Consider the following 22,059-nt stretch of genomic DNA (forward strand, 5'->3'; position numbering starts at 1 on the left):
GGGCAAGGAGGGCAGCGATCGATGATCCGTTGCGAGGATTTGGTCAAAATATTCAAAACCGACGACGTAGAAGTCGTCGCGCTGCAGGGACTGAACTTGACGGTCGAGCAGGGCGAGATGTTGGCGATTATCGGCAGCAGCGGCAGCGGCAAGTCGACGCTGCTCAACATTCTGGGCGGGCTGGACCGGCCCTCTGCGGGACGGGCCGTCGTCGGACCGTGGAACCTGCTGAAAATGACGAAGGAGCAGCTCATCGAATATAAGCGGAAAACGGTCGGATTCATCTGGCAGAACAACGCGAGAAACCTCGTTCCCTACTTAACCGCGCTTCAGAATGTCGAGCTGCCGATGCGGATCGGGGGCAAGGCGGACCGGGCTTACGCCAAGAGGCTGCTGGCCGCCGTCGGACTCGAGCATCGGATGGGCAGCCGGCTGACGCAGCTGAGCGGGGGCGAGCAGCAGAGAGTGGCGATCGCGATCGCGCTGGCCAATCGCCCTCAGCTCGTGCTCGCCGACGAGCCGACCGGCTCGGTGGATACCGCGACCGGAGAGCGGATTCTCGCGATTTTCCGCCGGCTGAACCGGGAGATGGGGGTGACGATCGTCATCGTCACTCACGATCTCTCCGTCGCGGACAAGGTCGACCGCGTCGTCGCCATCCGCGACGGCATGACGAGCACGGAATGGCTGAAGCGGCAGGAGGCGGGAGTCTCCGGGCACGCGGAAGGAGCAGAAGCGGGCGCAGGCGCCCGGTTCGGAGAGCGTCACGAGGAATTCGTCGTGCTCGACCGCGTCGGCCGGCTGCAAATTCCGAAAGCCTATCTCGAGGCGATGAACGTCGCGGACCGGGCGATTCTGCAGTTCGACGGAAAGAAGGTCACGATCGCTCCTCCGGATGCCGCGCCCGATGCGGAGGAGCAGGGAGGAGGCGCGCGCGATGAAGCGGACGACGGCTGAAGTCGGCGAGCTGTATGCGGCGTACCGGAGCGATCTGAACCGGTACATGCTCTATCTGACGCGCAATCGGGAGGAGGCCGCCGATCTCGTGCAGGAGGTCTTCCTGAGGCTGTGCCAGCAGGAGCGTCTGCCGGAGCGGGCCAAGGAATGGATGGCGTCGACCGGCTATCGTCTGTTCGTCGACCGGTGGCGCCGCAGCCGGAGGATCCGCTGGCAGCCTCTGGACCGCCTGGAGCTGCGCAGTCCGCACAGTCCCGAGCAGGCGTATCTGGACCAGGAGCTCGCGGAAGCGATGCGGCTTCTTCTGCCGCGCTTCCAGTCTCGCCGGCGCAGCGTCCTGACCCTGCGCTTGTACAAGCAGTACAGCTGCAGGGAAATCGCCCGCGTTCTCGGCTGCTCCGAGAACACCGTCAAGTCGGACATCCGGCGCGGGAAGAGGCAGCTGTCCCAATGGCTGTCCGATCCGGCCCTTTCCATTCCGGGCGATCTCGTCCATAATGGGGAGATCAAGATTCGGAAGAAAGGAAGAGACTGATGGCGGGGAAAAAGAGCAGGGGAGGACCGGAGGAGCCGCGGCTGCCCGATCCGTCCGCGCTTGTCGACACGGCGGTGTCGGACGATGAGATCGAGGATAGAACGCCGTTCGAGTCGTGCCGCTTCGTCCCGGGGACGATCGCCAACCAGTCGGCGGACAAGGTGTTGTTCGACGGCGTCGCGTTCGATCGGGTGACGTTCGACAACGTGACGCTGGAGCGGGCCGAGCTGGTCGACGTCGTGTTCGATCGCTGCGATCTGTCCAACGTCGTTTTCCGCGATGCGGTGCTGCATCGGGTCGAATTCCGCCAATGCAAAATGCTCGGCCTGGATCTGTCGACATCGACGATGCGCAGCGTGAAGTTCGAGGAGTGCGCGGGCCAATATGCGTTGTTCCGTTTCGCGGACATGAAGCACGTCGCCTTCCGCGACAGCCATTTCGACAAAGGGGATTTCTACGAGGCGAAGTTGGATCAGGTCGAATTTGCTCGGTGCGAGCTCGATCAGGCGCAGTTCGTCGGGGCGAAGCTGAAGGGCATCGACCTCAGCAGCTGCGAGTTTCGGACGCTCGGATCGACGCTGGAGGATTTGCAGGGCTGTGCGATGAGAACGGATCAGCTTCCCGGAGTGGCCCATTTGCTGGGCATCGTGCTCAAGGACGAATAACCCGGCGGATGAACGCCTGGCCTCGGCTTTGAATAGGATATTACCTATTCAAAGCTTTTTTTTGCGAGGGAGAGAACGATGATGAAGAACAAGGGCAAAATCGCCGCGCTGCTGCTGGCGTTCGCGGTCGCCGCGCTGACCGTCTCGGCGTGCGGCAAGGACGGCGGCAGATCGGAGGAGCTGAAGACGGTCAAGTTTTCCGAGGTGATTCGCTCCATATTCTACGCGCCGCATTACGTGGCCATGTCCCAAGGGTTCTTCGAGGACGAAGGGCTTAACGTCGACATGAATACGGCGCAGGGTTCGGATAAGGGGGCTGCCGCGCTGATCGCGGGCACCGCGGACATCTCTCTGGTCGGGCCGGAGACGACGATCTACATTTTCAACCAGAAGGGCGAGAAGACGCTGAAGGCGTTCCACCAGCTGACGGCGAAGGACGGCTCGTTCCTGCTCTCTCGGGAGAAGCTGGACGGCTTCCAATGGACCGATCTGAGCGGGAAAACGATTCTGGGCTGGAGACCGGGCAGCGCGCCTCAGATGGTCATGAACTCCCTGCTGATCAGGGAAGGGGCGGAGGGCGCCGACGTCGTCACCAATATCGCTTCTCCGGCGCTGGCGGGGGCGTTCACGAGCGGACAGGGCGATTTTATCCAGCTGTTCGAGCCGGTCGCCTCTACGCTCGTTCAGGAAGGGAAGGCCCACTACGTCGCTTCGCTCGGAGAAGCGTTCGGCGAGTTCCCGGAGACGTCCTATGTCGCGACCTCGGACTATATCCAGAGCCATCCGGACGTCATCCAAAGCTTCGTCAACGCGGTCGCCAAAGGCGCGGAATGGCTGAACGCCGCTTCCGACGACGACATCGCCAAGGCGCTGGCGCCGTTCTTCGAAGGAACCTCCGACGAGCTGATAATTCAATCGGTGAACCGGTACAAGGATCAAGGGACGTGGCCGACGCATCCGGAGCTGACGCAGGAACAGTTCGACACGCTGCAGGACGTGCTGGTCGAGAACGGCGTGCTGAAGGAAACGGAGCGAATCGCGAATATGGACGACGTCGTCGATATGAGCTTCGTGCAAAATCTCGGGAAAACGGAATGATGTGGCGATGGCGCACATCGAGCTGAACGATGTCGGGCTGAGTTATTTTACGCCGAAGCAGGAGACCGAGGCGCTGCGCAACGTGAGCCTGTCGATCGACCGGGGAGAGTTTATCAGCGTCGTTGGGCCGAGCGGCTGCGGCAAGAGCACGCTGCTCTCTCTCGTCTCCGGGATGCTGGCTCCGACGAAGGGCAGCGTCCGCATCGACGGGGAGCCGGTATCCGGACCTTCGCGCAAGGTCGGGTACATGCTTCAGCACGACCATCTGTTCGAATGGCGGAACGTGCTGAACAATCTGCTCGTCGGCGCGGAAATCCGGCGAATGGACCGGGAACGGGCGAAGCGCAGGGCGCTGGAGCTGCTGGAGCGTTACGGCTTGGGCGAGTTCGCGGATCACGGGCCGTCCCAGCTGTCCGGAGGAATGCGGCAAAGGGTGGCGCTCATCCGCACGCTCGTGGCCGAGCCGGACATTCTGCTGCTTGACGAGCCGTTCTCCGCTCTCGATTATCAGACCCGGCTGAAGCTGTCCGACGAGGTGTATCGCATTATTAAAGAGCAGGGCAAGACGGCGGTGCTCGTCACGCACGATCTGTCCGAGGCGATCAGCATGGCCGACCGGGTGATGGTCATGTCGAAGCGGCCGAGCACGATCTCGACGGTGCACGAGATTCGCTTCGAGGAAGGAGAAGGGCTGTCGCCTTGGCAGAAGAGGCAGGCGAGCGGGTACAACGGCATGTTTAATGCGATCTGGAAGGAGCTGGAGGAGCATGTCGTCCCCGTTGTATGAACGATATCTGCGGCTCCAGAAGCGCCGACAGCGTCTCATTCTTTTGTCCCGCCTGACGGTGCTCGCCGCGTTCCTGGGCGTCTGGGAATTCGCGGCCCGCTGGGGCTGGATCGATCCGATGCTGACGAGCCGTCCCACGCTGCTTGCCTCCGCGTTTCGCGAGCTGGCTTTCGAGGGCAATCTGCTCAGGCATACTTGGATCACCGGCTGGGAAACGATTGTCGGCATCGTCGTCTCGATGCTGCTCGGAACGGGCATCGCCGTCGGGTTCTGGTGGTCGACGTTCGCCTCCAAGGTGCTGGAGCCTTACGTCGTCGTGCTGAACGCGCTGCCCAAGGTGGCGCTCGGCCCGATTTTCTACATCTGGCTGGGCGATCGCTATTCGATCTACGGCATGGCGGTGGCGATCTCGATCATCGTGACGATCATTATGGTGGAGAGCGGTTTTAAGGAGATCAGCAAGACGAAGCTGAAGCTGATGGAATCGTTCGGGGCGACGCGGGGGCAGATGCTGCGGATGGTGCTGCTTCCGGCCAGCATTCCGTATTTCATCGCCACGCTTAAGGTCAACGTCGGTCTGACGCTCGTCGGCGTCGTCATGGGCGAATTTCTGTCCTCGAAGGCAGGGCTCGGCTATCTGATCATCTATGGCGGACAGGTGTTCCAGATGACTCTCGTCATGGTCAGCATCGCGATGCTGGCGCTGCTCTCGGCGCTTCTGTACGGCGCGGTGAATCTACTGGAACGGCTGGCCCGCCGCAGGTACCATCATGAGGGCTAGCTGACGAGGCTGTCTCCCCTAGTCGGTCTGCCCGCCGAATTCAGCAACCCGTCTATGCATTCGGCTCAGCATCCGTCGTCTGCGGAAACCATACCGTAACAGCCGTCCCCTGGCCGGGGCGGCTAAGTATGCGGATTGCGGAGCGGTTTTCGTATTTCAGCCCCAGCCGTTTGAACGTGTTAAACAACCCAACATGATCGGTTTGTTCCTCCTCGGAAGCCAACCTCGTCTCGATCTCCCTCATTCGCTCGCGGGAGATGCCCGCGCCGTTATCGATAATCGTCACCTTCAGGCTCTGGTCGTCCTTTCTGAATCTAATCTTGATTCGCAAGCGGTCTTGATGTTCCAGGCCATGCAGGATGCTGTTTTCGATCAGTGGTTGAAGTCCCAGCTTTAACACCCGACATGCTTCCCACCCTTCGATCGGATCCCATTGGACATCAAGCCGATTCGGATAACGCATCTGCTGGATATGAACATAGCTGCGGAGGTAGATAAGTTCCTCCTCCAGCATCACCAGTTCTTCCGCGGAGCGGACGGCGTAATCCAGCAGATCGGACAAGTGCGCGACCATCTGCGTCACGGCGTTGGGAGCCCGGGTCAATTCAATGCTTTTCCAATAAATCGAATGCAGAGTATTGTTCAGAAAATGCGGGTTGATCTGCAATTGCAAGGATTTGAGTTCAAGCGCCTGCTCTTTGTATTTCCGCTCCGACAGCTGCACTTTCAAATACTTCTGCTGCAGGAAGGACTCGAGAATGTGCTGGATAATGACCTCGTACAGATCGTCGGCTTTGCCCGACGCTCGCGCCGCATGGCGATCGGCAGAATTCAGGGTGTCGATAATTCGATACACTTGCCGATAGTTTTTGCGGGTCAGCCAATACGCGAGCGCGATGCTTGCCATGACGGAACAGAGGGCCAGAGCGATGGTTAAGGTCGTCAATATCCCCTCGGTGCCGTACAGATCCTTCATCGGATTCACCGTCACCAGCAGCCAGTTCAGTCCTGGAATATGCTTGACGCTTACGAGGTTCCCGGACAGCTTGAAAGTCTGCGATTGTTCCAGCGCAATCGATTCGGCGATTTTCTCGGCAGGGAGCACGTCAACCAGCGCGGACTTGCCAGCGTGCATGAGCCGTTCGCCGTTGGCATTGGCGATGAAGGTCGTCTGACCTCGCGATTCCTGCATCTTGTCGAATGCAGATTCGAAGTATTCGGGTTGAATGTTGAACACGATCAATCCCCGGTCATGGGCGAACGGTTTGTAGACGCTGACGATCTCGTTGGAGAAGCCTCCCACGCCGAACTCTTGGATGCTCCGCTTGACGGTAATGATTTCGTTCAACTGTTTGTCCGGATGCCGGCGGTACAGTTCGAGCCACATTTGATCGTGAAAGGCATCCATGTAGGACAAGTTCTCCCTGGACGAAAGAAATCTCTTGTAATCGTTCTCCAGGTAAACATAGATGGAATGGATAAAAGGTTTGGAATAAGCGGGCACGTCGATAACGCTTTTGATATACATCAGGGCTTGAACGTCCTCGTAGGCGTAGCTGCCGCGAGTCAGCACGTGTTTCAGCGTGACCCGCACTTTCGCGTCCGTTCCGAATGTCAAGCTGAGCGAATCCATCTCGGAGACGATCAGTTGCAGGAATTCCTTGTGCTGATTCAGCACCCGCTCGTTGTTCGATTCCATGACGTTGCCGATGTACCGGTTCGTAATGACGATCGACAAGGTGCCCAACAGAATGATCGGAATTAAGCACGGGCCGAGAAACCGGAAAAAGTGATCCAGAAAAAAACGCCTTTTGAGCCGCGGATGGAAAAATTGCTTAATTCGACTGCTGTCGTCGATATTGGCCAGGGGTTTGCCCGAAGTAGTCTTTGAAAGTCCGGATGAAATTTTTGACATTGGAGTATCCTACCATTTCGCTGACCTGAAATGTTTTCCATTTCTGTTCCGTCAATAGCTCGGCCGCCCGCTCCATCTTGCAAGTCAAGACGAATTCGGAGAAGTTGACTCCGGTAAGCTTCTTGAAATAGGAACTGACATAGGTCGGATTCATGTGGACGAGACGCGCCGCTTGCTCCAGCTTGGCCGAGGGGTAGTGCTTCCGGACATAGCCGACGATCTTCCGGATAATCGGATCGTCCTGACCTTCCAGCATGGCTGCGGCGCCCGCAGTTTCGGATCCGAAGGCTGCGGAGTTATCCGGCTGCGGATCTCCTTTCCCCTTGTCCAATTCCGCTTTCATCTCATTGAATACATCCATAATCTCGTGATATTTGGCCGGCTTGATCAAATATTGGCGAACGCCGTAAGCGATCGCATGTCGAGCGTATTCGAAGTCTCTATAGGCGCTCAACAGAATCATTCGCGCCGGAATCTGCCGGTCATGCACTTCGCGGGCCAGCTCGATACCGTTCATTTTCGGCATCTTGATATCGCAGAGCACGACATCGACAGGATGCTGCATCAGGTACTGAAGCGCTTCCAATCCGTTGTCCGATTGATGGACAATCTCGAAGGAGACTTGATCCCATGGGAAGCAACTGCTTAACGTATCGCGCGTGTCGATATGATCGTCAACGACTAGCAATTTGTACATGGCGCTCACCTCGTAGTCCTATTTTACCCGAAGTTTATCCGGTCGCGGTAGAGGGAAAACGCATTCACACCTGAAATAAAGAGTGTTTTTCTGCACGAAATGGAATGAATGCGTAAACAGCCGAAGATAGAGGGAATAAACGGAAGACATCGACGTTTTTTGTTTGGAAGCGCTTAAATAATGCCTGCGAATACCTGAACGGAGCATCTACTTCCGACGGAAACGGTTGTGTTACGATGAGGTTGGCGCCAAGCAAGACAGACTGATAAACGTAGGGGGATAACGAATGAACAGACGGAATTGGGTTATGATGCTTACGCTGTTCGTAACGATGGCCTTGATCGCTTCGGCATGCAGCGGCGCTTCCCAAAGGGACAGCGGCTCTTCGGCCGCACCGGCGTCGAACGGCTCGTCGGTCGTCCAGAGCGAAGAATCGCCGGCGGAAGTGAAGCTGCGCTTCGCTTGGTGGGGCAACGATCCGCGCCATCAAGCGACTCTGGAGGCTCTGGGCAAATATATGGAACTGCATCCGCATGTGAAGATCGAAGCCGAATATATGGGCTTTGACGGATACGTGAAGAAGCTGGCGACACAGTTCGCGGGCAGGGCGGCTCCCGACGTGTTCCAGTACGGCAACGCCTTCAGCGATCAGTTGGGAGATTTCGTATACGATTTGCAGGAAGTGCGCAATTTGATCGATCTGTCGACCTTCCCGGAATCGACAATTCGCGATTCGGCGATGTGGCGCGATAAGATGACGTTGATTCCCGCCGGGATTATCGCCGCGGCGACGATCTACAATGCCGATTTCTTCGACAAGTACGGCATCCCGCACGACACGGTCTGGACGTGGGACAATCTGCTGGAGATCGGCGCGAAGGTGCATGAACAGAATTCCGGCGCGTATTTGATTACGGCGGATTCCGACGTGATCGACAAGCTCATTCTGGTTCCTTACATTACGCAGAAATCGGGCGAGCTGTGGGTTAACGACGACTATACGATGAACGTTACGGAAGAACAATTGACGGAAGCTTATACCTATTTGATGGAATTGTACGAACGAGGCGTACTCGAACCGTTCGGAGACAGCACGGCGTTCGTCGGCAAGATGGAGCAAAATCCGAAGTGGGTCAAAGGGGAGATCGGCATGCTGTTCGATTATGTTGCCGCTTACGAAAAGTATGCGGCCGCCATATCGGAAGCGACGATTGCCGTGGGTCCGTTCCCGATGCATGCCGATGCGGTCCAGTCGGCCAATCCGCTCGTTACATCCAACGGCTTTGCCGTCAATAAGGATTCGGAGTATAAGGAAGAGGCCGCCAAGCTGATCAATTGGCTGGTGAACGATCCGGAAGCCGCGGTCATTCTCGGCACGCATCGCGGGACGCCGGCTTCGTCGTCCGCCTTGCAGGCCATTACGGAGGCGGGCGTGCTGAACCCGCAAGTGAAGCTGGGGATCGAATTGGCGACCCAACACGAATCGCTGCCGCTTACCCCCCTTAGCGACAGTCCTAATGTACGGGTCGTTCACGCGGAATCGGTGCAGAAGGTGATCTACGGCCGTTCCACTCCGCAGGAGGCGTCCGCCGAGGCTATCCGCAATATGGCCGAGAAGCTGGCCGAAATGAAAGCGGAAGCGCAATAATCCGCTTCCGTTGAACGGCAAGAGGGCGGCGCCCACGTGCAGGGCGCCGTTCTTTCATTCGCGGCAAACCCGGAGGCTCGGCGCCGGAACGTTCATCATGAAGACATTGCCCGGAAAGGAGACTGCGCCCTTGAAGCATTACCGATGGCGGCATGAGATGTGGGGTTTGGTCTTTATCGCGCCTTGGATTATCGGATTTATCGCTTTTCAACTGTATCCGCTGGCGTTGTCGTTCTATTACTCTTTGACGCAATCCAGCCTCGTGAGGGCAGGCAACTTTGTGGGGTTGGATAACTATATTAAAATTTTTGCGAACGATCGCGATTTCTGGCCTTCGATGAAAGTCACGCTGCTATACACGATTATGGCTGTGCCGGCCAAGCTCGCTGTTGCCCTGCTGGTGGCGTTGATTCTGAACAAGAACAGCCGGATCATGAACGTATACAGGACGATTTATTACTTGCCTTCCATTCTGGGAGCAAGTGTCGCGATCTCGATCTTGTGGCGCTTTCTGTTCATGGGCGAAGGGGTCGTTAACCAGCTGCTTGCAGCCGTTCGTCTTCCCCGGGTCAATTGGCTGGGCGATCCGGACGTGGCGCTGTATACAATCAGCTTGCTGGTGGTCTGGCAATTCGGGACGTCGATGGTCCTGTTCCTGGCCGGGTTGAAGCAGATTCCCGCCGAGTTGTACGATGCGGCATCCGTGGATGGAGCCGGCAAACTGCGGATGCTGGGAGTGATTACGCTGCCGCTATTGACGCCGATTATTTTTTTCAACCTGGTCATGCAGATGATCGGAGCGCTTCAGGAGTTCACCGCCGCGTTCATCATTACGAACGGCGGACCCATGAAAGCCACTTACTTGATCGGATTGAAAATATACGACGAGGCCTTCCAGGAGATGCGGCTCGGCTATGCATCGGCGCTGTCCTGGATTCTGTTCGCGTGCATCATGTTCGTTACGTTGCTGTTGTTTCGTTCCGCCCGCTCTTGGGTGCACTATGAGGATGGGGGAAAAGCCTGATGAACGGCCAAGGAATAGCGTTGAAGAAGAACGTGCAAAACGTTGTTCGCCATGCGGGTTTGATCGCAATCGGTCTATTCATGGTTTATCCGCTAATCTGGCTGCTGCTCGCCACATTCAAGACGAATCCCGATTTGTTCGGCTCTGTCGGCCTGTGGCCGGAGCGGTTTGTCTGGGATTCGTATTCCAGAGGGTGGCACAGTACCGGCCAATACACGTATGCCACGTTTTTCGCCAATACCTTCCTGCTCGTCTTGCCTACGGTTTTGTTTACCGTCGTGTCGAGCGTGGCCGTCGGTTACGGCTTCGCGAGGTTTAATTTTCCGCTGAAGAAGCTGCTGTTCGCGTTGATGATCTCGACGTTGATGCTGCCGCAGACGGTCATTCTGATCCCGCGGTATTTGATTTTTCGCAATCTGGATTGGATCGACAGTTACTTGCCCTTTATCGTTCCGGCGATTTTCGGCTGTTTTCCGTTCTTCATCTTTATGATGGTGCAGTTTATGAGAGGGCTTCCCCGAGAATTGGATGAGTCCGCGGTAATGGACGGTTGCAGTCCGCCGGTCATTCTCTTTCGGATCTTGCTTCCGCTTTGCGTTCCGGCCATCGTGTCGGCGACCCTCTTCCAATTCATATGGACATGGAACGATTTCTTTAATCAACTTGTCTTCATTAACAGCGTGAGCAAATATCCGATCTCTCTTGCGCTGAGAATGGCGATCGATTCGACGGGAGGAAGCATGGAGTGGAACCAGTTGCTGGCGATGGCGATTCTGTCGATTGTGCCGATGGTTGTCGTGTTCTTCCTGGCACAGCGCTATTTCGTTGAAGGTATAGCGACTACGGGAATCAAAGGATAAGGAGGAGGAGCAATGCCGCAATTGCGGTTTGACGAGGATCAGGTGCGCGATGCGATAGATCGGATCGTGCGGAGAACCTTTCGCATGGACTTTCCCTGGGATTGGCCGGCTGGAGTCGCTTTCTATGGCGTATCCTGCGCCTACGAAGCGACAGCCGAGCCCTTGTATCTGCAATGGCTGCAACAATGGATGGACGATCGGCTGGCGGACGGCCTGCCCCGCTTGTCTGTAAACGGAGTATCGCTGGGGCACAGTTTGCTCGGCTTGTACGAAGCGACAGGGGAACAACGTTATGCGGATACGGCGATCGTGCTTGCGGAGTATTTGCAACATGAAGCGGTTCGCTTCGCCGACGGAATTTTTCAGCATACGGTGCACGATACCGCCAACGTATTTCCCAAGCAAGCCTGGGTCGATACGTTGATGATGGCCGGCCTGTATTTGTTGCGAATAGGCAGGCTGCTGGGCCGGGACGACTGGCTGGCGGACGGTCTCAGACAGTTTCACGGCCATGAACGATTGCTGCAAGATCCCATCACCCACCTGTATTACCATGGCTGGGACGACATCGGACAGAATCATATGTCCGCTGTCTACTGGGCGAGAGGCAACGCGTGGGCGGCGCTGACGATGGCCCGGGCGCTGGAGCATGTCGATGTCTCGGAACCGTCATATATGATGATAGAAGATTCGTTGCGAGACCAGCTGAGCGCTCTGGTTCGTCTGCAATCGGATGAAGGCTTGTGGCATACGGTGCTGGACGATCCGGATACTTATGTGGAGACGTCGGGTTCGGCGGGAATCGCTGCGGCTCTGTTGTCCAAAGGAGATCTCTACAATAAACAGCTTAATCGCGCGATCCCGGAGCTGTTAAAGCAAGTGTTGGCCGACGGTTCCGTCATGAACGTCTCTGCCGGCACCGCGGTCATGAACGACGTTTCCGGCTACAAGGCAACGGCGCGCAAACGGGTTCAGGGCTGGGGGCAAGGGCTTGCTCTGGTGTTTTTTTCGGATCTGCTGAAGACCGCTAGGCCGCGGGAATCGCAAGAGCCGGCTCCTGATTGACCCTTCGTCGGTCGCTCTCCCGCTCCCGATCGGATAGGAAAAAAAATCAGCGCCCTCGCGGCTGCCCTTACGGCGGCACTGCGTGCGGCGCTGTTCTGCTTTCTTGTTCATGACGACTTGCGTTTGAGGCTTTCTGTGCCAGCGGATGCGGTTAAGCTCGGGATCGATCCGCCCGGCCTGCCCGGCTTCGCGCCTGCGCTTCTTGATCTGCGACCTGCTCATGGATTCATTCCTCCTGTTGGTTCATAGTACGATCATAACGGATCGGAAACCCCTGCCGCAACTAGGCAAGCACGCCACACGGTTCTATCGAGCGAGCACGAAGGAGGGAGAGGAGAATAAGCACGCCACACGGTACTATAGAGCAAGCTCGAAGGCTTCATACGGCAGGAGTTGTCAGAAAACTCTTTACATCAGGGTCTATTTACCTAGATAATCATATTGAAGACCGGATCGGCGCAGAGCCGACGAAGGAGAGAAGGCATTGAATCCGATCGAACCGAATGAAATAGATGACGTCGTTCAGCGGCAGAAGCGGTATTACTTGACGGGAGAGACGAGATCGGTCGCCTTCCGCAAGAAGCAGCTGGCCAAGCTTCGGGAGGCCGTGCGAAGGCATGAGCCCGAGCTGCTCGCCGCGTTGAAGGAGGACTTGAACAAGTCCGAGCAGGAGGCGTACACGACCGAGATCGGAATGGTGCTGGCCGAGCTTCGGACCGCTTTGCGGCATGTTCGCCGCTGGTCGAAGCCGAACAAGGTCCGCACTCCGATGACCCACTTCGGAGCGAGCAGCCGAATCATCCCGGAGCCCTATGGGACTACGCTGATTATAGGACCATGGAATTATCCGGTGAACCTGATGCTCGTGCCGGCGGTTGCCGCGATTGCCGCGGGCAATACGATCGTCCTGAAGCCCTCGGAGATGGCTCCGGCAACCTCGCGGGCGCTGGCGGCGCTCATCAGCGAGACGTTCCCTCCCGAATACATCGCCTTGATCGAAGGAGAGGCTTCGGTCAGCACGGAGCTGCTGAAGCGCCCGTTCGATCATCTGTTTTTTACCGGGAGCTCTTCGGTCGGCCGCATCGTGATGGAGGCCGCCGCCAAGCAGTTGATTCCCGTAACGCTGGAGCTTGGCGGCAAAAGTCCGTGCATCGTCCATCGGGACGCCCGCCTTGCGCTGGCGGCCAGACGGATCGTATTCGGCAAGCTGACGAACGCCGGGCAGACGTGCGTCGCGCCCGACTACTTGCTCGTGCACAAGGAAGCGAAGGAGGAGCTGCTGAAGGAAATGGCGGGCGCCGTCGAAGCCTTCTACGGCAGCGATCCGATCCGCGATCCGGAATACGGCCGAATCGTGAACGAGCGGCATTACCGCCGGCTGGTCGGTTATTTGCAGGACGGCCGCGTCGCGTACGGCGGACAGACCGACGACGCCGGCCTGAGAATCGCCCCGACGCTGCTGGAGGACGTTCCGGCGGATTCGCCGGTCATGCGCGACGAGATTTTCGGACCGATTCTGCCCGTTCTCATCTACGAATCGACGGAGGAGCTGCTCGCCATCGTGCGCGCTCACCCGAAGCCGCTGGCGCTGTACGTATTTTCGGAAAGCGCGTCGTTCCAGGAAGAGATCATCCGGCAGGTGCCGTTCGGCGGAGGGTGCGTCAACGATACGATCATGCATCTGGGCACTCCGTATTTGCCGTTCGGCGGAGTGGGCGCGAGCGGAATCGGCAGCTATCACGGAGAGCACGGTTTCCGGGCGTTCTCCCATTACAAGAGCGTGCTGAAGCAGACGAGCCGCTTCGATATTCCTTTCCGCTATCCCAAAGCGAAGAACGGATTAAACGTCATTCGGAAGCTGCTTCGATAATACGACGAGAGGAGCATCCTTCTGAAGCCCGATTATGCCTTGTACAAGCAAGCGTTCGCGAATGTTCCGATGCCGTTCGCTTATGTGGACCGGGACCTGCTGGATCTCAATATCCGTCTGATCGCGGAGACGGCCGGAAGCAAGAAAGTCCGGATCGCAAGCAAGTCGATTCGCTCCGTCGAGGCGCTTCGCTACCTTCTCGCCGCGGACGCACGCTTCCAGGGCATCATGTGCTATTCGGCGGCGGAGGCCGCTTTTCTCGCCGGCCAAGGCTTCGACGACCTGCTGCTCGGCTATCCGACGTGGGAAGCTTCGGGCATCGGACGGCTGGTCGATCTGATCGGCGAAGGGCGCCGCATCGTGTTCATGACGGATTGCCCGGAGCATGTGGAGCGGATCGAGCGGATCGCCCGCGCTCGCGGAGTCCGCGTGCCGCTATGTCTGGATATCGATATGTCGTCCGATTATCCGGGCTTGCGCTTCGGCGTGTGGCGATCTCCTCTGGACGAGTGGGAGAACGTCCGCCCGGTCGCCGAGCGGATCGTCCGGTCGGAATGGGTGCGGCTGGAAGGCATGATGGGATACGAGGCGCAGATTGCGGGAGTCGGCGACCGGGTTCCCGGAGCCGCGTTCAAGAACGGGCTGATCCGGCTGCTGAAGAGGCGCTCGATTCGCGAGGTGGCGAGGCGCAGAAGGGAGATGGCGGACAACCTTCGCTCCCTTGGAGCGGAGCTGATCTTCGTGAACGCGGGAGGCACGGGCAGTCTGGCCAGCTCCCGCGAGGAGGAGACCGTGACGGAGCTGACGGCGGGCTCGGGTTTCTACTCGCCGGGGCTGTTCGATTATTACCGCGATTTCCGTTACGCCCCGGCCGCCGGATTCGCGGTCGAGGTCGTCAGGAAGCCAAGGCCGGGCATCGTCACCTGCATGGGGGGCGGATACGTCGCTTCCGGGGCGGCGGATCGCTCGAAGCTGCCGCAGCCCTTTCTGCCGAGCGGGCTGTCACTGATGCCGCTTGAAGGCGCGGGGGAGGTGCAGACCCCTCTTCGCGGAAGCCGGGGCTCGCATATGGAGCTCGAGCTGGGAGATCCCGTCTTCTTTCGTCATGCCAAAGCGGGGGAGCTGTGCGAACGATTCGATTCCCTGTATGTCGTCTCGAATGGAGCGGTCGTCGACCGATATGCGACCTATAGGGGCATGGGGGAAACCTTCTTATGATCAAAAGCGGACGCAAGTGGCGGAACTGGTCGGGAATCGTAAGCGCGACGCCCCGCACCGTGCTGTATCCTTTACATATTGAAGAGGTCGTGCAAGCGGTCAAGCTGTGCAACGAGGAAGGAAGAACGCTGAGGGTGCTCGGCTCGGGGCATTCGTTTACCGGGATTGCCGCGTCCGACGACGTCTTCGTCTCGCTGGACCGGATGCAGGGAATACTGCACGTCGACTACGAGGCGTGCACGGCAACGGTGTGGGGCGGCACGAAGCTGCGCATGCTCGGCGAGCTGCTTCATTCGGAGGGAATGGCGCAGGAGAATCTCGGGGATATCGACGTTCAGTCGATTGCGGGAGCGATCAGCACCGGCACGCACGGAACGGGCCTGGCGTTCGGGAATCTCTCGACCCAAGTGGTCGGGATGACCGTCGTGACGGGGACCGGCGAGGTGCTGGACGTCACGGACAAATCGCATCCCGAGCTGTTCAAGGCGCTGCAGATTTCTCTCGGCGCTCTGGGCGTCATCGTCCAGGTGACGCTGCGGCTGAGACCGGCTTACAAATTGAAGTACGAGAGCGCACGCGTGCCGCTGTCCGACTGTCTCGCGCGGCTGGACGAGTTGGCCCGGCGCCATCGCAACTTCGAGTTTTACTGGTTTCCTTACGCGGAGCCCTGCCAGCTGAAAATGATGAACGAGACGGAGCAGCCCGTCACCCCGGACAGCTTGGCCGGCTACTGGAGCGGTATCGTGATGGAGAACGTCGCGTTCGGAGCGCTGTCCGGCCTCTGCCGCTGGGCTCCCTGGATGAGCGCTTCGGTAAGCCGGATATGCGCCGCGTCCGTCCCGACGGCCAGCAAAATCGAGTACAGCCATCGGGTGTACGCCGCCAGACGGCTTGTCCGTTTTAACGAAATGGAGTACAATCTACCGATCGAGGCGATGGAGCCCGTCATCCGGGAAATGAGAGAGCAGATGTCCCGCGAGAACTATCGCGTCCATTTTCCGGTCGAATGCCGTTTTGCCCGGGGCGATCAAATCTGGCTAAGCCCTGCGTACGAGCGGGAGTCCGCTTATATCGCCGTTCATATGTACCGGGGAATGCCCTACGAGCGATACTTTGCGGATATGGAGCGAATTTTTTTGCGGTACGGGGGACGCCCGCATTGGGGCAAGCTGCATTCCTTGAAGGCCGCAGAGCTGCGGAGAGCCTACCCGATGTGGGACGAGTTCGCGGAGCGCCGCAGCCGGATGGATCCGAACGGCGTCCTGCTGACGCCTTATTTGCGGACGATATTCGGGATCGAAGCCGAGAAGTAGAAAAAAGGAGTTGTCCGTATTATGCCTCATCTGCTGTTTCGGGGCGTCGCGCCGGAGCAGGTCCGCTCGATCAGCGGGCCGCTCGTCTCGGAGCTGGCTGCGATATGCCGGTGCCCGGAGGACGATATCATGCTGGAATGCTTGCTTACGACCGCCTTGTTCGGAGGAGAGACGGTGCCCTCCTATCCTTTCGTCGAGGTGGCCTGGTTCGACCGGGGAGCGGCCGTCCGAGACGCCGCGGCGGCCTGCATCGATCGTCATGTCCGCGCTTTGGGCGTGCCCGAGCTGGAGATCGCCTTTCGCCGCTACGAGCGGGAAAGCTACTACGCCAACGGGAAACCTCTCGGCGAGCCGTCGCCGGAATCCGAGGAGCTGGAAGCGGCGCGTTCGGAGAACAAGCGATTGAAGGACGAGCTGCGCAAAGCGAGAATGGCGATCCAATCGAAGGCCGACAGCTCGGCGCAGAGGATGTCCAGCAGGCTCTACGACGCACTAAGAGAGTAGCCGAAAGGCAAGGCGGAGCCGATGGCCGATCGGCAGCAGCGCTTAAGAGGGACGAGTTGTTACCTTTTGTATCTGTAATCCTGAAATTTCTCTCATAAAAGAAACAAAACGTATCTCGATGCGTCTATCTTATACCGCCGTATCTCGATCGGCCTGAACGGGCGGTGGATAAGAGGAGGTAGCGGGATGAGGAAAATCGTATCGGGAATGCTCGCGTTGCTGCTGGTGTTCGGCGTTCCTTTGACCTCTTGGGGAGCTTCGAACCTGTCGACGGAGCACAAGTTCGAGGAGCTCAGGCAGAAAAACGTGTTTACCGGATTCGAGGACGGAAGCTCGCGGCTGTACGATCCGATGTCGAGGGAGCAGCTGGCCGCCGTGCTTTACCGATTGCTGGAGCTTCCGGCCGGCAGCGCTGCGCCGAGCTATGACGACGTATCGAGATCCCGCTGGTCGTTCCAGGAGATCGAAGCGGTCAAGCGGGCCGGCCTGATGAACGGGACGAAGTCCAGAACGTTCTCGCCGACGCGGAACGTGACGGTGGAGCAGCTCGCCGCTATTCTGACCCGGAGCTACGGGCTGAGCGGCTCGGGGGCGACGCCGGTTGCCGGGCGCGTGTCCGCCTGGGCCAGAGGCGCGGTCAGCCTGGCGCTGGATCATCAGCTGATTCCGCAGCTGAGCGACTACACGCTGGACGCGACGCGCGGACTGCTGGTGGAGGCCGCCTACGAGATTTACGAGCAGAGGCGGCTTACTCCGCTGTACGTGCGCTCGGTCGAGCAGCTGACGAACCAGTCGGTCAAAATCGTGCTGTTCCAATGGGCCGATCCTAACGACAAATCGATCGACAGAAGCCGGTTCTCCGTCAAGGACGCGTACGGCAACACGCGCAACGTGCTGCAGGCCACAGTCTCGCACGACGGCATGTCGATCGTGCTGTGGACGGATCGACAGTCGGGCGGCGTGCTTCATACGGTCACGATCGACGGGGCGACCTGGAGCTACGTGTCCGCACAGGAGGATACGACGAAGCCGCAGCTCGTGTCGTCGCTCGTCAAGCTGTCCAACCGGACGTACGAGCTGGTTTTCTCCGAGCCGGTGGAGCGGAGCTCGGCGACGGATTCCGGCAACTACCGGTTCAGCGGCGGTCTCCGGGTCACGGGAGTTCAGCTTTCCGCCGACCAGCGCAAGGTGACGATTACGACCTCGGAGCAGGCGGACGGCCGCAGCTACCAGTTGACCGTGCGGAACGTGAAGGACCTGGCGGGCAACGTGATGGACACGCGCAGCGACCTGTATTTGACCGGAAGCAACGACAGCACGAAGCCGAAGGTGACCGAGGTGAAGATCGACCCGACGACGGCGCTCATCTCGGTGAAGTTCAGCGAAAAAATCGATCCGCAGCATGCGGCGATGACGCATCATTATTCGATCGACAAAGGGCTCGTCGTCCTTCAGGCGACGCTCGGCAGCGACGGGAGAACGGTGACGCTGAAGACGACGCCGCAGCAGGACGCCACGTATTATACGCTGACGGTCTCCGGCATTCCCGATCTGGCGGGCAACGTGATGGATACGTCGACCAACTGGCGGTTCGGCGCCGTCGCCAATCCGCTGGAGCAGGCGTCTCTGCTGAATGCGGTCGCGATCAACAAAAACACGGTCGAGCTCGTCTTTAACAGAGCCTTGTCCGATGCGGACGCCGGCGGCGTCAAGCTCGGCGGCATGACGGTCAACGGCGCCGCGCTCTCCATGTCCGACTGGAGCGCTTTCGTCCAGCGGAAGCCGGGAACCGACAGAGCGGTGACGATCCAATACCGCACGAAGTCGTCCGGCAATCCGGATCTGTTCCGCTCCGGGCATTATTATACGGCGCGCGTCTCCGGCATAGCCGGACTGAATACGGCGGGCGGGGCGGATACGGCCGCGTTCGCGGGCACGATCGCCGACAACGCGGTTCCGTTCGTTACGCAGGCGGTTGCGTTGGACCGCAGCACGGTGAAGGTGCTGTTCAGCGAACCGGTCAAGAATGTGAAGGCTTCCGCTTTCCGCATTCGGACGGCGGAAGGACGGGAGAGAGACTTCGAAAGCGCCGAGCCGGGCGATCCCGGCAAAATCGTGACGGAGGCGGTGCTCAAGCTGGACGGCGAGCTCCGCTCCGGCCGCGCGTACGAGCTGATTTTCCGGCCGAATGCCGTCACGGACGCGGCCGGCTGGAACGGGTGGAAGACGAAGGAAGGCGATCGGGAATATACGGTTCGGTTCCACACCTGATCGCGGACGGTTGGAGGAGGAAGGACGCAAGTGTACGCAGCAGCCGGATATTGGATTGTCGTGAATGTGATCTCGTTTTATTTGATGGGTCGAGATAAAGCCCAGGCCAAGAAGGGCGGGCGAAGAATACCGGAGAGGACGCTGTTTCTGTGGGCTGCGGCCGGGGGCGCGGCGGGGGCGATCGCCGGGATGAGGGCATGGCGCCACAAGACGAAGCACGCCTCGTTCCTGATCGGGATGCCCGCAATCTTGGCCGCCCACTTGATGGTAGCATACTGGTTCTGGCGATGATGGCAAAAGAAGGGCTATCCTACCGTCTGGCGACGGAAGGGTAGCCCTTCGGTTACTGGGGAAGCGTCTCGAGCAGCTGGCCGAGAAGAAGCCCGGTATCCGTCCATTTCTCCGCCGCCGCCCGGATGCCGACGATTTGACGCTCGCCGCTCATCTCGAGGCCCTCGAATACGGAATGGCCGGTAAGGTCGATGCCGTAAGCATAGTCCATCGTATCGTCCTCGGTTCTGGCGCTGAGGATCCGATCCTCGGGAATCGTCAGCCCGGTAGCGGCCGCGAATTCGTCCAGCTTGACGAACACGCCCTGCGAAGCCAGACTTTCGAAGTTCTTCTCGTCCGTCACGTACACCTCGTCTTTCTCGGTGATGAGCATGAGGACGCTTTTTTGCTGCAGCGCCATATCCTGCTGGCTCTGAATTTCCGGAGGGTTGTAGACGAGAGACGTTTTGATCCGCTGCCATTCCGGCACAAGCTTCAGCAGGTTCTGCTCCAGGAGCTCCGTATCCGCGAAATAGAAGTTGCCGAATACGCTTACCGACAAGTTGGCCGGAGGGGTGTTGGCCGCTTCCCTTCTTTTGTCGACGCCTTCCTTGATCATATAGCCCGCGAACAGCACGACGAGAAGACCGATGATGACATGAACCTTATAGTAGTAGAAAAAATGGCCGATTTTCGACGGCTTCTCGACGGTGCCGATTTTCTCGGATTCGATGCCGATGATGAGATTGTACGCCTGATTGATTTCGCTCAGCTGCAGCGTCTCTTGGCTCTCCTCGTCGTCACCCGAACGATTTTTTTCCGCTCTTGCCCGTTTCAACAAAATGAAATAACGATTTTCCACTTGCTCGCGCGTCGCGTCCTCCGGAAGGCCCAACAATTCGTAAGCTTTTTGCAATTGCTCGTTCAATTCGGTCACTCCAGTCCGCATACCGTTCTGTCTGCCTACTTAAGAATGATACACGAAGTGCGGAAGCTTGCGCAAACTTACCAGGTTTTTAAGACGGCCACCGCTTCGCCTTCCTTCGGGGAGGCGGCTTTGCCCTCCTGGTCGCGGGCGGGAGGCTTGTCCTCCGGCGCTTCGGCCGCTTCCGTACCGATGCTGGCGTCCATCTGGCTCGTTCCGTGGAAAATGCCGCCGGACTCGATGGACAGCTCCAGCGCCGACAGATTGCCGTTCAGCCGCCCGGTCGACTTGATCGTCAGCTTGGCGGTTGCGGCGACGTTGCCGATAACCTGCCCGGCGATCACGACGTTGCGCGCTTTAATATGGGATCGGGCGACGCCGTTCTCGCCGATCGTGACGTCCCCCGCGCAGTCGATGTCTCCTTCCATCCGGCCTTCGACCCGCAGCCCCGCCTCCGAAGAGATCTTGCCCTCGAACGAGGAGCCCTCCCCGATCAGCGTGTCGGTCATATTCGGGTCGATCTTCGACTTTTTGTTTTTGAACATGGTCATGGACTCCTTCTCGTTGCTTTAAGATAAGGCTCGGGATTGACATGCTCGCCGTTCACGATCACTTCGTAGTGAAGATGGGGGCCGGTGCTTCGGCCTGTAGAGCCGAGTTCCCCGATGATCTCGCCTTTGCGCACCCGGTCTCCCGAGGAGGCGATGATTTTGCTCAGATGGGAATAGTGCGTCTGAACGCCGCTGGAATGCTTGATCAGGATATGATTGCCGTGAGAGCTGCTGTATCCGGCTTCGACGACGGTGCCGTCCGCAGCCGCGTAGATCGGATCTCCAGTATTCCCTCCGATGTCGATGCCCGCGTGATAAGTCGCCTTGCGCGTAAAGGGATCCTTGCGGATGCCGAACGTGGACGTCACCCGCCGGGAGTCCGTCGGCCAGATCGTCGGAGTGACGGCCAAGAGCTGAAGCTGCCGGGCCACCGCTTCCTTCGTCAGCTCCAGCTGCGGCTTCATCGTCTCGATCTGCTCGTCCAGAAGCTGGAGATTTTCGCGGGTGTTGTCCACGAGCCGAGCCATCTCGCTCTCGCTGACCGGCAGCTCTTCGCCGCCCGTTCCTCCGTCCATCGCGAACGGTTCGCCGCCGTCCGCCAGCCCGGTCGCCTTCCGGGACTTGGAGGCGGACAAGCTTTCGATTCCGACCATCTCTTTCAGCTCGGATTCCAGCTCGTTGATGTCCTTCATCCGCGTAGCCAGCGCTTTCGTCTGCTCGGCCAGATCGGCTAGATCGGTCTGGAGCTCGCTGATATGCACGTTTTTGTCTTCCAGAATTTTTTCGTAATCTCCAGTTGCTGCGGAAAGCTCCTGCTTGAGCTGCCCGACCTGTCCGGCGTTGTCCCGATACAGCAGAAAAACCGCAACGCAGCAGACGATCAGAGCGAGGATAAGCGCAGCCGCCGTCACCAGCGCAGCCGCCGACAGACGGAAGCGCTTCACCGCGCTGTTCGCATCCGGAATCACCATAAAGGTGAATTTCTTATTCCGCCATTTCATGACTATCCTCCTGCATATTTGCGTCGACTTTTTCATCCTATTTTCCGTCATGGGTCTCCAGAGGTAATTCGACCCATTTGTCGCATAATCCTTTTTTACTTAAA

21 protein-coding genes are annotated in these 22,059 nt (G+C 58.7%); 16 read left to right on the plus strand and 5 right to left on the minus strand.

Translation table 11 applies throughout. The annotated features are described in order from the left end of the window. Positions 1-21: 21 nt before the first annotated feature. The 6 genes from ACFO3S_RS17940 (at position 22) to ACFO3S_RS17965 (ending at position 4,823) form a co-directional block, all read left to right on the plus strand. Positions 22-957, plus strand: a complete 936-nt coding sequence (locus tag ACFO3S_RS17940) for an ABC transporter ATP-binding protein (protein ID WP_378098966.1) — start codon at positions 22-24, stop codon at positions 955-957. Beyond that, entirely contained in the window at positions 938-1,492 is a 555-nt protein-coding gene (locus tag ACFO3S_RS17945; RefSeq protein ID WP_378098968.1) for an RNA polymerase sigma factor, read from the plus strand. The genes ACFO3S_RS17940 and ACFO3S_RS17945 overlap by 20 nt, the downstream gene beginning before the upstream one ends. After that, on the plus strand, positions 1,492-2,157 hold the full coding sequence (locus ACFO3S_RS17950; protein WP_378098970.1) for a pentapeptide repeat-containing protein: 666 nt from the start codon (positions 1,492-1,494) through the stop codon (positions 2,155-2,157). The genes ACFO3S_RS17945 and ACFO3S_RS17950 overlap by 1 nt, the downstream gene beginning before the upstream one ends. A gap of 78 nt (positions 2,158-2,235) precedes the next feature. Further along, the gene (locus tag ACFO3S_RS17955; RefSeq protein ID WP_378098972.1) at positions 2,236-3,255 is read left to right on the plus strand and encodes an ABC transporter substrate-binding protein; all 1,020 of its coding nucleotides are present in this window, start codon (positions 2,236-2,238) and stop codon (positions 3,253-3,255) included. 7 nt (positions 3,256-3,262) lie between these two features. After that, a complete protein-coding gene (locus ACFO3S_RS17960; RefSeq protein ID WP_378099126.1) occupies positions 3,263-4,042 on the plus strand; it encodes an ABC transporter ATP-binding protein in 780 nt (259 codons plus the stop codon). Continuing rightward, positions 4,023-4,823 (plus strand): ABC transporter permease, encoded by an 801-nt coding sequence (locus tag ACFO3S_RS17965; RefSeq protein ID WP_378098974.1) that lies wholly within the window; start codon positions 4,023-4,025, stop codon positions 4,821-4,823. Before ACFO3S_RS17960 ends, ACFO3S_RS17965 begins: the two co-directional genes overlap by 20 nt. A 52-nt stretch (positions 4,824-4,875) precedes the next feature. Here the strand turns inward: ACFO3S_RS17965 and ACFO3S_RS17970 are convergent, their stop codons facing one another. Both ACFO3S_RS17970 and ACFO3S_RS17975 read right to left on the minus strand, forming a co-directional pair. Beyond that, positions 4,876-6,738: a cache domain-containing sensor histidine kinase gene (locus ACFO3S_RS17970; RefSeq protein WP_378098976.1), complete on the minus strand. Its 1,863-nt coding sequence runs from the start codon at positions 6,736-6,738 to the stop codon at positions 4,876-4,878. Beyond that, positions 6,659-7,435, minus strand: a complete 777-nt coding sequence (locus ACFO3S_RS17975) for a response regulator transcription factor (protein ID WP_378098978.1) — start codon at positions 7,433-7,435, stop codon at positions 6,659-6,661. Before ACFO3S_RS17975 ends, ACFO3S_RS17970 begins: the two co-directional genes overlap by 80 nt. A gap of 286 nt (positions 7,436-7,721) precedes the next feature. Here ACFO3S_RS17975 and ACFO3S_RS17980 point away from each other — a divergent pair, with 286 nt between their 5' ends. The 10 genes from ACFO3S_RS17980 (at position 7,722) to ACFO3S_RS18025 (ending at position 19,499) form a co-directional block, all read left to right on the plus strand. Further along, complete coding sequence (locus ACFO3S_RS17980) at positions 7,722-9,083, plus strand: ABC transporter substrate-binding protein (RefSeq protein WP_378098980.1); 1,362 nt, start codon at positions 7,722-7,724, stop codon at positions 9,081-9,083. 130 nt (positions 9,084-9,213) lie between these two features. Continuing rightward, positions 9,214-10,107, plus strand: a complete 894-nt coding sequence (locus tag ACFO3S_RS17985) for a carbohydrate ABC transporter permease (protein ID WP_378098982.1) — start codon at positions 9,214-9,216, stop codon at positions 10,105-10,107. Next, a complete protein-coding gene (locus tag ACFO3S_RS17990) occupies positions 10,107-10,967 on the plus strand; it encodes a carbohydrate ABC transporter permease (RefSeq protein WP_378098984.1) in 861 nt (286 codons plus the stop codon). Before ACFO3S_RS17985 ends, ACFO3S_RS17990 begins: the two co-directional genes overlap by 1 nt. Positions 10,968-10,979: 12 nt before the next feature. After that, positions 10,980-12,032, plus strand: a complete 1,053-nt coding sequence (locus tag ACFO3S_RS17995; protein WP_378098986.1) for a glycoside hydrolase family 88/105 protein — start codon at positions 10,980-10,982, stop codon at positions 12,030-12,032. 493 nt (positions 12,033-12,525) lie between these two features. After that, on the plus strand, positions 12,526-13,902 hold the full coding sequence (locus tag ACFO3S_RS18000; RefSeq protein WP_378099127.1) for an aldehyde dehydrogenase: 1,377 nt from the start codon (positions 12,526-12,528) through the stop codon (positions 13,900-13,902). 69 nt (positions 13,903-13,971) lie between these two features. Then, positions 13,972-15,120 carry an amino acid deaminase/aldolase gene (locus ACFO3S_RS18005; protein WP_378099128.1) on the plus strand — a complete coding sequence of 383 codons (1,149 nt, stop codon included), beginning with the start codon at positions 13,972-13,974 and terminating at the stop codon, positions 15,118-15,120. Next, complete coding sequence (locus ACFO3S_RS18010) at positions 15,117-16,433, plus strand: D-arabinono-1,4-lactone oxidase (protein WP_378098987.1); 1,317 nt, start codon at positions 15,117-15,119, stop codon at positions 16,431-16,433. The genes ACFO3S_RS18005 and ACFO3S_RS18010 overlap by 4 nt, the downstream gene beginning before the upstream one ends. Before the next feature lie 21 nt (positions 16,434-16,454). After that, entirely contained in the window at positions 16,455-16,937 is a 483-nt protein-coding gene (locus tag ACFO3S_RS18015; RefSeq protein WP_378098989.1) for a DUF1904 family protein, read from the plus strand. Positions 16,938-17,123: 186 nt separating this feature from the next. Continuing rightward, positions 17,124-19,208 (plus strand): Ig-like domain-containing protein, encoded by a 2,085-nt coding sequence (locus tag ACFO3S_RS18020; protein ID WP_378098991.1) that lies wholly within the window; start codon positions 17,124-17,126, stop codon positions 19,206-19,208. Between the two features lie 30 nt (positions 19,209-19,238). Then, positions 19,239-19,499, plus strand: a complete 261-nt coding sequence (locus tag ACFO3S_RS18025; protein ID WP_378098993.1) for a DUF1294 domain-containing protein — start codon at positions 19,239-19,241, stop codon at positions 19,497-19,499. Positions 19,500-19,551: 52 nt separating this feature from the next. Here ACFO3S_RS18025 and ACFO3S_RS18030 read toward each other — a convergent pair whose 3' ends face one another. From ACFO3S_RS18030 to ACFO3S_RS18040, 3 genes are all read right to left on the minus strand, one after another. Continuing rightward, positions 19,552-20,406 (minus strand): hypothetical protein, encoded by an 855-nt coding sequence (locus tag ACFO3S_RS18030; protein ID WP_378098995.1) that lies wholly within the window; start codon positions 20,404-20,406, stop codon positions 19,552-19,554. A gap of 77 nt (positions 20,407-20,483) precedes the next feature. After that, a complete protein-coding gene (locus ACFO3S_RS18035) occupies positions 20,484-20,948 on the minus strand; it encodes a bactofilin family protein (RefSeq protein WP_378098996.1) in 465 nt (154 codons plus the stop codon). Positions 20,949-20,950: 2 nt separating this feature from the next. Next, entirely contained in the window at positions 20,951-21,955 is a 1,005-nt protein-coding gene (locus ACFO3S_RS18040; RefSeq protein WP_378098997.1) for a M23 family metallopeptidase, read from the minus strand. Between the last annotated feature and the right edge of the window lie 104 nt (positions 21,956-22,059).

This window comes from Cohnella hongkongensis (assembly GCF_042654645.1).
In the GTDB taxonomy this organism is placed as follows: Bacteria; Bacillota; Bacilli; order Paenibacillales; family Paenibacillaceae; genus Cohnella; species Cohnella hongkongensis.